The organism is Variovorax sp. ISS6 (genome assembly GCF_056523145.1).
On record NZ_JAWRZC010000001.1, the window covers coordinates 1822499 to 1835489 of the forward strand.

The window sequence follows — 12991 nt, forward strand, 5'->3', positions numbered from 1 at the left end:
AGGTTGGCACGATGAAGTTGTTTCCCTCCGGTCACGCCACCCATCCGCAATGGCGCATGGCGGCCGGCCTCGTGCTGGCCCAGCTGCGTGCGCAGATGGCGCTGCCCGACTACGCCTCGGCACCCACCCTCGGGCTGCTCTACATCACCGACCACTATGCGGTCGACGCGCAGGAGATCCTCGACCACCTGAGCGCCGAGCTGCCCGAGGTGACCGACTGGGCCGGCACCGTCGGCGTCGGCGTGTCGGCCAACAATGCCGAGTACTTCGACGAACCCGGCCTGAGCCTGATGCTCTGCGCGCTGCCGAGCGACCAGTACCGCGTGTTCTCGGGCGTGGCGCCGCTCGCCAGCTCCGAGATGAGCGGTTTCGAGGCCCACACGGCGCTGGTGCATGCCGATCCCGCCACCCCCGACCTGACCGAGCTCATCGGCGAGATGGCCGGGCGCACCGACACCGGCTACCTGTTCGGCGGCCTTTCGTCGGGCCGCGGCGGCGCGCTGCAGTTCGCGGTCGGCGGCAACGGCAACATCCGCGGCCAGGGCGCGGCCGGCGGCGTGTTCTCGGGCGGCCTGTCGGGCGTGGTGTTCGGCGAGGGCGTGCGGCTGGTGTCGCGCGTCACGCAGGGCTGCCAGCCGCTGCGCTCGGGCAGCGCGCGCGAGCGCGAGATCACCGAGGCCGACGGCAACCTGGTGCTGCAGCTCGACGGCGAGCCCGCGCTCGACGTGCTGCTGGCCGACCTGCAGGTCTCGCTCGAGCGGCCGCAGGAAGCCATCGAGGCCGTGCGCGCCACCCTGGTGGGCCTGGTCGATGCCGGCAGCGACGGCATCCGCCGCACCGGCGACCTCGGCGCCGACGTGCTGGTGCGCCACATCATCGGCCTCGACCCCACGCGCCGCGGCATCGCGATCGCCGACGTGGCCGAGGCCGGCATGCGCCTGAGCTTCTGCCGCCGCAACGCCCAGGCCGCGCGCGCCGACCTGATGCGCATCTGCGCCGAGATCCGCGAGGAACTCGAGCCCGAGGAACAGACCCTGGCCACCGCGCGCGCCGTCGCCGCCGGCGAGGCCGAGGCGGCACCGCATCCCGCGCGGCGCATCGCCGGCGCCGTCTACGTGAGCTGCTCGGGCCGCGGCGGCCCGCACTTCGGCGCGCCCGGCGCCGAGCTGCAGATCGTGCGCCATGCGCTGGGCGACGTGCCGCTGGTCGGCTTCTTCGCCGCGGGCGAGATCGCGCGGCACCACGTGTATGGCTACACGGGGGTGCTGACGGTGTTCACGGCGGACGACTGAGCGTCCGCCTTGCTTCGGAGGCTCAGCCCAGCGCGGGCTGGGCAACGCCTGCAACGCCCCTGGGCATCCCCGCGAACGCGAAATCCACCTCCGGCGCCAGCCCGCTCACGATGCGCGCGATCGACTTGCCCGAGCCGCAGGCATGGGTCCAGCCGAGCGTGCCGTGGCCGGTGTTGAGGTAGAGGTTCGCGAGCTTGGTGCGGCCGATCAGCGGCACGTTGCTCGGCGTGGCCGGGCGCAGGCCGGTCCAGAACTGGGCTTGCGCGGTGTCGCCGGCGCCGGGGAACAGCTGCTCGACGCGGCGCACGATGGCTTCGCAGCGCACGCGGTTCAGGTCGCGGTCGTAGCCGTTGAGCTCGGCCGTGCCGGCGATGCGCATGCGGTCGCCCGACTCCGAGGTGTAGCGCGAGAACACCAGCTTGTATTCGTCGTCGGTCAGCGAGACCTGGTAGGCCTTGCTCGCGTCCTTGACCGGCAGCGTGACCGAATAGCCCTTGGCCGGATAGATCGGCAGCCGGATGCCCAGCGGCGCCGCCAGCAGCGGGCTCAGCGAACCCATCGCCATCACGAAGGCATCGCCGCGGATGCGCTGGAAGCGGCCCTCGGCATCGGTGGCCTCGACGTGGTCGATGGCGCCGCCCACCTCGCGCAGCGCGGTGATGGTGTGGCTCATCAGGAACTTCACGCCGGCCTCGGCCGCGCGCTTCGCGAGTTCGCGCGCGAAGCGGTTGGCGTCGCCCGATTCGTCCTCGGCCGTGTAGGTGGCGCCGGCGAGCCGGGGCCGGATATGGGCCAGCGCGGGCTCGAGCTTCACGGCCTCGTCGGCCGAGATCACCTGGCGCTCGCAGCCCAGCGCGCGCATCTGCTCGGCGGGCGCGAGGGCGCCGTCGAACTCCTTTTGCGTCGTGTAGAAGTGCAGGATGCCCTGCGTGCGCTCGTCGTAGCGGATGCCGGTGTCGCGGCGCAGCTGCTGCAGGGTGTCGCGGCTGTAGGTGCCCAGGCGCACGATCTGCTCGATGTTGTGGCGCGTGCGCGCGGGCGTGCACTCGCGCAGGAACTGCAGGCCCCAGAGCCACTGGCGCATGTCGGCGCGGATGCGGAACAGCAGCGGGGCGTCTTCCTTGCCCAGCCACTGCAGCACCTTGAGCGGCGCGCTGGGATTGGCCCAGGGCTCGGCATGGCTCACCGAGATCTGGCCGCCGTTGGCGAAGCTGGTCTCGGCGGCCGGCGTGGCCTGCCGGTCGATCACGGTCACGTCGTGGCCGAGTTGCTGGAGGTAGTAGGCCGAGGTCACGCCGAGCAGGCCGGCGCCCAATACGATCACGCGCATTTCAAGTACCTTTCGAGGTCGAAGCGCTTGAACGGCGTGAAGGTTGTGCTACTGAATAGATAGCGCGCAACCGGACGGCCGTCCAATTGCCGCTCCCCCTGTCCTCGGTACCTGAGAGTTTCATCCGCTGCACCTCGCAGCGGACTTGCTCCTTCGGCGCAGCACGGCCGCGATGGGCGATGTGCTGGCTCTCCAGACGGCGTTTCAGTGGTTGCAGTACAGGTCCCGCGCGAAGCGTGGAGCCGACCTGAGCGTTTATGGGAGTTTGCGCCTTCGGTGGGGCTGCCTGCGCGATGCATGCGGCCCGCTCTCCTGCAATGGGTGGCGATTGTAGGCGGGCCGCGGGCACCGGCCAACCCCGGGATTCGGCCTTGCGCACGGGTGGGATAATCCACGCCCGGCCGCGCCCGCGCGGCTTCGGGCTTTCGACCACGCGACTCAGCAATCACACAGCACAGGGGACTCCATGATCCTGGTTACCGGCGGCGCCGGCTTCATCGGCGCCAATTTCGTCCTCGACTGGATCGCGCAAGGCGACGAACCGGTCGTGAACCTCGACAAGCTCACCTACGCCGGCAATCTCGAGACCCTGGCTTCGCTCAAGGGCAATCCGCGCCATGTCTTCGTGCAGGGCGACATCGGCGACAGCGCGCTGCTCGACCGCCTGCTGGCCGAGCACAAGCCGCGCGCGGTGGTCAATTTCGCGGCCGAGTCGCACGTGGACCGCTCGATCCACGGCCCCGAGGATTTCGTGCAGACCAACGTGCTCGGTACCTTCCGACTGCTCGAGTCGGTGCGTGGTTACTGGAACGCGCTGCCGGCCGACCAGAAGGCGGCCTTCCGCTTCCTGCACGTGTCGACCGACGAGGTCTACGGCTCGCTCTCGAAGACCGACCCGGCCTTCACCGAGGAGAACAAGTACGAGCCCAACAGCCCGTACTCGGCCAGCAAGGCCGCCAGCGACCACCTCGTGCGCGCCTGGCACCACACCTACGGCCTGCCGGTGCTCACCACCAACTGCTCGAACAACTACGGCCCCTTCCATTTCCCCGAGAAGCTGATCCCGCTGATGATCGTCAACGCGCTGGCCGGCAAGCCGCTGCCCGTGTATGGCGACGGCATGCAGGTGCGCGACTGGCTCTACGTCAAGGACCACTGCAGCGCGATCCGTCGCGTGCTCGAAGCGGGCCGGCTCGGCGAGACCTACAACGTGGGCGGCTGGAACGAGAAGCCGAACATCGAGATCGTGAAGACCGTGTGTGCGCTGCTCGACGAGTTGCGTCCGCGTGCCGACGGCAAGGGCTACGCCGAACAGATCAGCTACGTCACCGACCGCCCTGGCCATGACCGGCGCTACGCCATCGACGCGCGCAAGCTAGAGCGCGAGCTCGGCTGGAAGCCGGCCGAGACCTTCGACACCGGCATCCGCAAGACGGTCGAGTGGTACCTCGCCAACGGCGACTGGGTGCGCAACGTGCAAAGCGGCGCCTACCGCGCCTGGGTCGAGAAGCAGTACGACGCGAAGGCTTCCGCATGAAGCTGCTGCTGCTGGGCAAGGGCGGACAGGTCGGCTGGGAACTGCAGCGCAGCCTCGCACCGCTGGGCGAGCTGGTCGCGCTCGATTTCGACAGCACCGACTTCCACGCCGACTTCAGCCGGCCCGAGCAACTGGCCGACACCGTGCGGCAGGTGCGCCCCGACGTGGTCGTCAATGCCGCCGCCCACACCGCCGTCGACAAGGCCGAGAGCGAGACCGAGTTCGCGCGCAAGCTCAACGCCACCTCGCCCGGCGTGGTGGCGCAGGCCGCGCAGGAGCTCGGCGCGCTGATGGTCCACTACTCGACCGACTATGTCTTCGACGGCAGCGGCACCGCGCCCTGGAAGGAAACCGACGCGACCGGCCCGCTGAGCGTCTACGGCCGCACCAAGCTCGAGGGCGAGCAACTGGTGGCGCGGCACTGCGCGAAGCACCTGATCTTTCGCACCAGCTGGGTCTATGCGGCGCGCGGCGGCAACTTCGCCAAGACCATGCTGCGGCTGGCCAGGGAGCGCGACAAGCTGACCGTCATCGACGACCAGTTCGGCGCGCCCACCGGTGCCGAGCTGCTGGCCGATATCACGGCCCATGCCATTCGCGCCACCTTGCAGGACCCGTCCAAGGCCGGGCTCTATCACGCGATCGCGAGCGGCGAGACCACCTGGTACGGTTACGCGCGCTACGTGCTCGAACTCGCGCAGCAGGCCGGCGTCGAGCTCAAGGCCGGGCCGCAGCAGGTCGAGGCCGTGCCGACCAGCGCCTTTCCCACGCCGGCCACCCGGCCGCACAACTCGCGCCTCGACACCTCGAAGCTGCAGGCCGCCTTCGGGCTGGTGCTGCCGCCGTGGCAGAACGGCGTCGCGCGCATGCTGCGCGAGATCCTCTGAGTCCGGCATCCGCGCCGAATACGACACCCGAAGAGAAGAGATACCAACGATGACCATCCAGACGACGCAGCGCAAAGGCATCATCCTGGCCGGCGGCTCGGGCACGCGGCTGCACCCGGCCACGCTCGCGATCAGCAAGCAGCTGCTGCCGGTGTACGACAAGCCCATGATCTATTACCCGCTGAGCACGCTGATGCTCGGCGGCATGCGCGACATCCTCGTCATCAGCACGCCGCAGGACACGCCGCGCTTCCAGCAACTGCTGGGCGACGGCAGCCAGTGGGGCCTGAACCTGCAGTATGCCGTGCAGCCCAGTCCCGACGGGCTGGCGCAGGCCTTCATCATCGGCGACAGGTTCGTCGGCAATTCGCCGAGCGCGCTGGTGCTCGGCGACAACATCTACTACGGCCACGACTTCGTGCACCTGCTGTCCGACGCCGATGCGCAGGCCAAGGGCGCGACCGTCTTCGCCTACCACGTGCACGACCCCGAGCGCTACGGCGTGGTGGCCTTCGATGCGCAGGGCAAGGCCAGCAGCATCGAGGAGAAGCCGCTCGAACCCAAGAGCAGCTACGCCGTGACGGGCCTCTATTTCTACGACAACCAGGTCGTCGACATCGCCAAGGCCGTCAAGCCCAGCGCGCGCGGCGAGCTCGAGATCACCGCGGTCAACCAGGCCTACCTCGACCTCGGCCAGCTCAACGTGCAGATCATGCAGCGCGGCTATGCCTGGCTCGACACCGGCACGCACGAGAGCCTGCTCGAGGCGGGCCAGTTCATCGCCACGCTCGAAAATCGCCAAGGCCTGAAGATCGCGTGTCCCGAGGAGATCGCTTGGCGCAACGGTTTCATCGATAGCGCGCAGCTCGAGAAGCTCGCCGCGCCGCTGGCCAAGGGCGGCTACGGCAAGTACCTGCAGCGTCTCTTGAAAGAAGAGGGGCGGCCGTGAAGGTCATTCCCACCACCATTCCCGATGTCCTCGTCATCGAGCCGAAGGTGTTCGGCGACGCGCGCGGCTTCTTCTTCGAGAGCTTCAACGGCAAGGCCTTCGACGAGGCCGTGGGGCGCCATGTCGAGTTCGTGCAGGACAACCATTCGCGCTCGGCCCAGGGCGTGCTGCGCGGCCTGCACTACCAGATCCAGCAGCCGCAGGGCAAGCTGGTGCGCTGCGTGCGCGGCGCGGTGTTCGACGTGGCGGTGGACATCCGCCGCTCGTCGCCGACCTTCGGCCAGTGGGTGGGCAAGGAGCTCAGCGAGCACAACCACAAGCAGCTGTGGGTGCCCGCGGGGTTCGCGCACGGCTTCCTGGTGCTGACGGAGACGGCGGAGTTTCTCTACAAGACGACCGACTATTACGCGCCGGTGCATGAGCGGGCGATCCGCTGGGACGATCCGAGCCTGGCCATCGCCTGGCCCGAACTCGGCGCGGCCTTCACCTTGTCGGACAAGGACCGCGCGGCGTCGACCCTGGACGGCGCCGAACTGTTCGCCTGACGACGTTGCCCGCTGGACTCAGGCGCTGGCGCCCGGCGGCGCGTAGCCGTCGACGACTTCCATGATCTGGTCCGCGGTCACCTCCCACGAGGTGATCCGGTACTGGGTGGCGATCAGCTTTTCCCGCGCTTCCAGCGCCGCGGAATCGGCGCAGTAGTGACGGATCTTCTCGGCCCACTCCGGCACGTTCCACGGGTCCGCATAGTCGATGATGTCGCCCGCGATCTCGGGCACCGAGGCTGCGTGCGACGCGAGGCAGAACTTGCCGTGCGCCAGGCTCTCGGCGACCGGCAGGCCCCAGCCTTCGTACAGCGATGGATAGAGGGTGAACAGGCAACGCTGGTAGAGCAGGTTCAGCTCGACATCAGTGACGTTGTTCAGGATCACGATCCTGTCCTCGACCCGCAGGTCCTGCTGCAGCGAGGCCATGAAGTCGTCGACCCGCCAGCCCTGCATGCCGACGAACACCAGCTTCGGCGCGTCGAAGCCCGATTCGAGCAGGCGCAGGTAGGCCCGGTAGAGCGTTTCGTGGTTCTTCCGGATCTCGACGGTGGAGACGAACAGGAGGAAGCGTTCGCCGGCGAGCTTTCGAACGGCGCTCGAATAGTGTTCCTCTCCCACGACCTTGGGCAGCGTGTCGCCCTCGCGGATCACCGTCATCGGCGGCATCGGCGTTTCGATCTCGCGCAGCAGTGCCTTCAGGTCCCGGGCCGTGCATTGGGAATTGCACAGGATATGGTCCGAGGCCCAGGCCATCGTCGCGTAGAAGCTCGCGAAGAACTGGGCCTTGCCAGCTTGGTAGAAGTGCGGGAACAGGACCGGAATGATGTCGTGGATGACGTTGACGACCTTGAAGGCGCTGCACTTCTTCTCGCGATAGAGGCAGGCCATCTTGTTGCCATGGTCCCAGTCCAGGCCCATCGTGAGATAGAAGTCGCCCGGCTGGAACAAGCCGGGCGAGCTCGGGCCCGCGCCCTGCGCCGGCACGAGTCCCGCGGGACCCTCGGCGGCAACCAGCGGCACCAGTCGTGCCGCCTTCCATTCATGATACGCGAAGGCCAATGTGCGGCGCACCGCGATCATGCGGCGCCGCACGCCCGACTCGTATCTGGCGGGCAGCGCGCTCAAGGTGCCCAGCACCGCCTTGCGCAGGAGCCGTTCCAGCCGCCGTGCCAGGCGCACCGGCGGTGGCCCCGATGCGGCTTCGGGTGCCGCCGGTTGCGAGGCCTTGCGGGTCGCCGCGGCCTGCTCGTCGGAGGCGCGATTCAGGATGGCCCAGGCCTCGCTCTGCGGCATCTCGAAAAACTGCTCCTTGCCCCAGTCGAAGACGCACAGCCGCACCCGGTCCGGCCATTTGGTCAGCATCCAGCGGCAGCATTCCTGCTCCATCCGGACGATGCCCACGGGCGCGCGCGTCCAGTGGAGCGAGGTGGTGAAGTCGAGCCAGAGGGTGCGTCGCTCAAGCATGGGCATGGCGTGCGAAGGTGGCGAGGAGGTGGGCGGGCATCGGTGCGAGTGTCGACTCCCAGAGCAGTCGTCGTCGGTGGTTCAGCTCGGCCTCGCCGATGGCGAGGCGTTCGCGGTGCAGCAGCTCGAACAGCCGGGCGCGGAACGCATGCGGATCGTCCTCGACGAAAACGCCGGGGTCTCCGATGAAGTCCTCGAAGCCGCGGAACGCCGTCGAGGTCCCGATCACGTAGGCGCCGGTCAACAGTGCTTCGGCCGTCTTGATGTTGGACCCGCCGCCGGCCGTGATCGGCAGGATGTAGACGTGGCCGAGGCGGCGCAGCGCCACGATGCCCGCGTCGTCGACGATGCCGAGGCGCAGTGTGCGGTCGTCGTTGATGCCGGCCCAGCGCCTGTACTCGCGATGCTTCTCGAGCAGGCTCGTGACGCCCCCCGCGATGACGAGCTTGCGGTCCGGTGGGAGGAAGGCCAGCGACTGGCTGAAAACCGAAAAGAATCCCACCGCGTTGGGCGGGTGCGCACTGCTCACGAAGACCGCGAACGGTTCCCGCGGCAAGGCACGCTTCCACGTCTCGATCGCGTCGGGCGAGGCGTCCGGTGGCGAAGTACCGTTGGGCGCGAGAACGGCGTCTTCGCGCTGGCCGAGTTCGTTGAGATAGGCCCGGTCGGCGGCGGTGACAGCGAAGACGATCTCCGCTTCCAGCGTGATCTCGCGCTCCAGCGCGAGGATGTCCTCGCCATGCTGCGCGACCAGCGCCTCGGTCGCCCCCGACTGCGCGAGGATCTGCCGCTTCATCGCGTGCTCGATGTTGTGCGCCGAGTGGACGATCCGGGGGCGATGCTCCTGCGGCCCGAGTTCGGCCAGGCAGGCGCGCACCAGCGGCCACAGATAGAGGTGGTCGATCTGGATGAAGTCGTAGGGCTTGCTGCGCAGCACGCGAAGCAGCGCGTCGCGGGCCTGCCGGGTGGTGGCGATGTGCAGTCCCCAGAGATGGTCGTAGACGACGTGCTCGCACTCTTCCAGCGGCCGGCCGCCCAGGGTGCCGGGCAGCACGATGTCCGTCGTCGCATGCCGCGGGTAGGAGCCCTCGGGAAAGAAGCCGACATAGTCCACCTCGATGCCGGCCTTCCTGTACGCCTCGTAGATGTGCCGCGTCCTGAGCTGCCCGCCGTGCCGGGGCTCGATGATCGGGAAGGTGGCAATGATGAGGACTTTGGCTGCGGACATGAAGGCAATGGCTCCTGGCGACGACGGCATGGACTGCCCTTGCGGCGGGCGGGTCAGCGGTCCGCCCCGGACGATCGGATGAAGCGGGCGCACTCCGGCGGTGCGGCCCGCGCGGGAATCAGAAGGACTTGCCTTCGGCGTTGCGCCGCAGATCCGCTTCCACCATCATCGTGCACAGCTGTTCGAGCGTGGTCCGCGGCGCCCATCCGAGCTTTTCCTTGGCGCGCGCCGGATTGCCGATCAGCAGGTCGACTTCGGCCGGGCGATAGAACTTCGGATTCACGCGTACCAGCGTCTTGCCCGACTGGATGTCGATGCCGACCTCGTGCTGTTCCTCGCCTTCGAAGCGCAATTCATAGCCCGCCGCCTTGAACGCCATGTCGACGAACTGGCGAACGGTCTCGGTCCGGTTCGTGGCCAGCACGAAGTTGTCGGGCGTGTCGGCCTGCAACATCATCCACATGCCTTCGACGTACTCCTTGGCGAAACCCCAGTCGCGCTTGGCGCCCAGGTTCCCGAGCTCGAGCACATCGGCCTTGCCGAGCTTGATCTTGGCCACGCCGTCGGTGATCTTGCGCGTCACGAACTCACGACCGCGCAACGGACTTTCGTGGTTGAACAGGATCCCGCTGCAACCGAATATGTCGTAGCTTTCCCGGTAATTGATCGTCATCCAGTGCGCGAAGAGCTTGGCGACGCCATAGGGGCTGCGCGGATAGAACGGCGTGTCCTCGACCTGCGGAATGGCCTGCACCTTGCCGAACATCTCCGAGGTGGATGCCTGGTAGAAGCGGATGCCTGGATTGGTCAGGCGGATCGCCTCGAGCAGGTGCAGCGCACCCATGCCCGTGATCTGCGCCGTGGCATCGGGCTGGTTGAAGCTCACGCCCACGAAACTTTGCGCCGCGAGGTTGTAGACCTCGTCGGGTGCGGTTTCCTTCATCAGCATCAGCGAATTGCCGAGGTCGGTCAGGTCGTATTCGACGAGGTGGAGGTCGGGATGGTCCTGAATGCCCAGTTCCTCGATGCGCCAGAAGTTCACCGAGCTGGTTCGGCGATAGGTGCCGTAGACCACGTAGCCTTTGTTCAGCAGCAACTCGGCCAGATAGGCCCCGTCCTGCCCTGTGACGCCCGTGACGACCGCGCGCTTTTTTGTCATGAATATCCTCTCGAAACGAAGCGGCGCCTTGTTGGCCCGGAACACTCAATTGTGCCCCAACTGCCAGTGCGCTCCGGCCGCCGGAGCCGGTGCGGACTCGCCGTCAGGAAAGTGCGGATCGGCCTGACCTAGAATTTGTCATCGTGCAATCGCTGCCGCTCAGGGTGGCCGAAATTCCAAGAATGACTGAACAAAAACCGCGGCTCGCGCTGGACCTGGATGTCCTGACCGAGGGGGGGAAGACCGGCGCGTACCGGGTGTGCGAGAGACTTTGCGAGGGCTTGGCCCGGTCGCCGCAATTGGCCGTGCAATTCATGGCGGATGCGATGCGCGTGGCAGATGCGGATGCGCGTCTTCGCTCTGCCGGATTCGTTGCTTCGCTGCAGCCGATCGAGGCACTTCCCTCCAGGAAGACCGATATTGCACTGTCGTTCTTTCGGCCGGAATCGCAGGCCTGGCGCGAGGATCGCACCGTTGTGCATGCTCACGTCATTTACGACTTGATTGCAATCGCACGGCCCGAACTCTTTTCTCCGGCCGTAGCAAAAAGCGCTCACGATCTGGTATCGAGCCTCGATCAGCGCTCATTGGTATTCACCTTGTCGGAATTCGCGCGGCGGCAATTGCTGCGCTTCCGGCCCGATCTCAGTCCCGCCCAGGTCGCGGTCATCCCGCCGGCGGTGAGTGCCTGGTTCGAGCCCTGCGAGGATGCCGCGCGCCGGGCTGCTGCGCGCTCGAAACATGGCATTCCCGCGGCCGTGCCCTATGTGGTGGCGAGTGCATCGGCGCAGCCCCCCGAGGTGCTCGATCGACTGGTGCGCGCATTCCTGCAGGCGGCCGACCATGCGTCCGCGAGCGATCTCCACCTCGTGCTCGTGGCCGATCCGGACGAGCAGTCCTCGGCCATCGGGGCCGCGCTCGCTTCCGCCGGCGAGCGGCGGGCGCGAATCCTCGTCGTGCCGGCAGCACGGACCGAGAACGCGGATCTGGCCGCGCTCTATGGCGACGCCCTGTGCTTTGTCGACCTCTTGCATGGCGCGGGCGCTGGCCTGGCACCGCTCGAGGCGATGGCGTGCGGCACGCCCGTCGTGTGCGCTGGCGATGCGGCCTTTGCGGAAACGGTGGCCGATGCCGGCGTGCTGGTGGAGGCCCGCGATGTCGACGCCGCGGCTCGCGCGATCGCGCAGTTCGCGATCTCGCCGGAGGCGCGGCAAGCGGCGGCGGCGAGCGCGCTGCGGCGTGCGCGCACCTTCGATCGCGCGCATTGCATCGAGCGCGTGACAGCGGTGCTGCTGGATGCCTGCGAGCGCTACCGGGTCTGGCCATCGTCCCTCCTGTGGCAACGGCAGACCGGCCCGGTGCGCGAGGGCCGCGCGCCGGTGCTCGAGCAAGGGCCGTCCCCCCTCGCCACTTACCTGGCCTACGAGAACGGCGCCCAGGGACCGGACTTCGGCATCCCCTTGAGCATCCTCGAGGCGCCGGGCCGGGAATGGCCCCTGTGGCGCGACACGCTCGCGGCCTCCGGGGCGGCGGGGCGCGTCGAAGGCGGCCTGCGCACACGCGGTGTCCTGAAGTCCGGCACGCCGGACGAACCCCTGATCAGCTACGTGACCGTGGTGCGCAACAACGTTGCAACACTGGAACGGGCCATCGAGAGCGTGCAGCGCCAGACCTATCGCAACGTGGAGCACATCGTGCTCGACGGTGCATCCACGGACGGCACGGTGGACCTGATCCTGCGCCATGCTGAGCGATTGGACTACTTCGTCTCCGAACCGGACCGCGGACTCTACGACGCCATCAACAAGGCGGTGCCGCTGGCGCGCGGGCAATTGATCTGCATCCTCAATTCCGACGACTGGCTCGAGCCGCATTCGGCGGAGATCGCCGTGCATCGCATGCGAGGCCTGATGGATGCTCCGACGCTGCTGTTCACGGGCGCCCTGGTGCATGAAGTCGGCGGCAAGCCGGTCGTCGAATGGCCGCCGGCTTTCGTCCATCCCGGCAGCTATTTCACTTGCGCCAGCGATTGCCACAACGGCATCTATGCCACGCCCTCGGCCTACGAGCATTCGGGGCCTTACGACGCCAGTTACAAGATCGCGGCGGACTTCAAGTGGATCATGACCAGCCTCGATGCGGGCATCCGCTTCGTCTACACCCAGGAGGTCGCGATCCATTATTCGCTGGGCGGAACCTCGGGTGATGCCGTGGGACACAGCCGGGACTGCCTGCGTGTGGTCAGCGACCGCTTTCCGTTCCTGACGCGCGAAGAGGTGCGCGGTCTCTACGACGGCTACTTCGGTTTCGAGCATCAGTTGCCCGATGAGCCGGTGCCGAGAAGCGAGTCGTTGACGCTCTTCCTGCGGCGCGTCTTCGCGGACCACGTCGACCGCCCCGATTTCCAGACGGCGGTGGCCTGGGCGGCCATGGTCACGCTGCAGCATCCCAAGGACACCCCGGCGGCCGTGCCCATCGCGCCGAACGCGGTGCCTTCCATCCGCCGTTCCGCGAAGGACCTGGCCAAGGGGCTGCTGCATCGTTCTCCGTTCCTCTACAACGTGGCGGTCCGTTGCTACGCCCGGCTCCGGAGGTGA

At 67.7% G+C, this 12991-nt stretch carries 10 protein-coding genes and 1 riboswitch; of the genes, 6 read left to right on the forward strand and 4 right to left on the reverse strand.

All coding sequences use genetic code 11. The features are described from left to right. The first annotated feature begins 11 nt into the window (after positions 1-11). Positions 12-1292 carry an FIST signal transduction protein gene (locus tag AC1HIL_RS08365; RefSeq protein WP_261214948.1) on the forward strand — a complete coding sequence of 427 codons (1281 nt, stop codon included), beginning with the start codon at positions 12-14 and terminating at the stop codon, positions 1290-1292. A 22-nt stretch (positions 1293-1314) separates the two neighbouring features. Here AC1HIL_RS08365 and AC1HIL_RS08370 read toward each other — a convergent pair whose 3' ends face one another. After that, entirely contained in the window at positions 1315-2622 is a 1308-nt protein-coding gene (locus AC1HIL_RS08370; protein WP_479671573.1) for a D-amino acid dehydrogenase, read from the reverse strand. 88 nt (positions 2623-2710) lie between these two features. Continuing rightward, positions 2711-2828: riboswitch (glycine riboswitch) on the reverse strand. Positions 2829-3088: 260 nt separating this feature from the next. Between AC1HIL_RS08370 and rfbB the strand changes: the two genes are divergently transcribed. From rfbB to rfbC, 4 genes are read left to right on the forward strand one after another with little or no spacing between them, the layout of a single operon-like run. After that, entirely contained in the window at positions 3089-4159 is a 1071-nt protein-coding gene (gene rfbB, locus AC1HIL_RS08375; RefSeq protein WP_261214953.1) for a dTDP-glucose 4,6-dehydratase, read from the forward strand. Next, complete coding sequence (gene rfbD / locus AC1HIL_RS08380) at positions 4156-5046, forward strand: dTDP-4-dehydrorhamnose reductase (protein ID WP_479671574.1); 891 nt, start codon at positions 4156-4158, stop codon at positions 5044-5046. The genes rfbB and rfbD overlap by 4 nt, the downstream gene beginning before the upstream one ends. 49 nt (positions 5047-5095) lie before the next feature. Next, a complete protein-coding gene (rfbA, locus tag AC1HIL_RS08385) occupies positions 5096-5995 on the forward strand; it encodes a glucose-1-phosphate thymidylyltransferase RfbA (protein ID WP_479671575.1) in 900 nt (299 codons plus the stop codon). After that, complete coding sequence (rfbC, locus tag AC1HIL_RS08390; RefSeq protein ID WP_479671576.1) at positions 5992-6540, forward strand: dTDP-4-dehydrorhamnose 3,5-epimerase; 549 nt, start codon at positions 5992-5994, stop codon at positions 6538-6540. Before rfbA ends, rfbC begins: the two co-directional genes overlap by 4 nt. Positions 6541-6558: 18 nt before the next feature. Here rfbC and AC1HIL_RS08395 read toward each other — a convergent pair whose 3' ends face one another. The 3 genes from AC1HIL_RS08395 to gmd form a co-directional block, all read right to left on the reverse strand. Next, a complete protein-coding gene (locus tag AC1HIL_RS08395) occupies positions 6559-8013 on the reverse strand; it encodes a glycosyltransferase family 4 protein (RefSeq protein WP_479672752.1) in 1455 nt (484 codons plus the stop codon). Further along, positions 8000-9235, reverse strand: coding sequence for a glycosyltransferase (locus tag AC1HIL_RS08400; RefSeq protein ID WP_479671578.1), 1236 nt, complete (start codon positions 9233-9235; stop codon positions 8000-8002). Before AC1HIL_RS08400 ends, AC1HIL_RS08395 begins: the two co-directional genes overlap by 14 nt. 118 nt (positions 9236-9353) lie before the next feature. Next, positions 9354-10394 (reverse strand): GDP-mannose 4,6-dehydratase, encoded by a 1041-nt coding sequence (gene gmd / locus AC1HIL_RS08405; protein WP_057590919.1) that lies wholly within the window; start codon positions 10392-10394, stop codon positions 9354-9356. Positions 10395-10537: 143 nt separating this feature from the next. Here gmd and AC1HIL_RS08410 point away from each other — a divergent pair, with 143 nt between their 5' ends. Continuing rightward, positions 10538-12991 carry a glycosyltransferase gene (locus tag AC1HIL_RS08410; RefSeq protein WP_479671579.1) on the forward strand — a complete coding sequence of 818 codons (2454 nt, stop codon included), beginning with the start codon at positions 10538-10540 and terminating at the stop codon, positions 12989-12991.

Bases quoted from the DNA above. Each gene is read 5' to 3' on its own strand.
- AC1HIL_RS08365 (WP_261214948.1), top strand. From the start codon at position 12: ATGAAGTTGTTTCCCTCCGGTCACGCCACCCATCCGCAATGGCGCATG.
- AC1HIL_RS08370 (WP_479671573.1), bottom strand. From the start codon at position 2,622: ATGCGCGTGATCGTATTGGGCGCCGGCCTGCTCGGCGTGACCTCGGCC.
- rfbB (WP_261214953.1), top strand. From the start codon at position 3,089: ATGATCCTGGTTACCGGCGGCGCCGGCTTCATCGGCGCCAATTTCGTC.
- rfbD (WP_479671574.1), top strand. From the start codon at position 4,156: ATGAAGCTGCTGCTGCTGGGCAAGGGCGGACAGGTCGGCTGGGAACTG.
- rfbA (WP_479671575.1), top strand. From the start codon at position 5,096: ATGACCATCCAGACGACGCAGCGCAAAGGCATCATCCTGGCCGGCGGC.
- AC1HIL_RS08395 (WP_479672752.1), bottom strand. From the start codon at position 8,013: ATGCCCATGCTTGAGCGACGCACCCTCTGGCTCGACTTCACCACCTCG.
- AC1HIL_RS08400 (WP_479671578.1), bottom strand. From the start codon at position 9,235: ATGTCCGCAGCCAAAGTCCTCATCATTGCCACCTTCCCGATCATCGAG.
- gmd (WP_057590919.1), bottom strand. From the start codon at position 10,394: ATGACAAAAAAGCGCGCGGTCGTCACGGGCGTCACAGGGCAGGACGGG.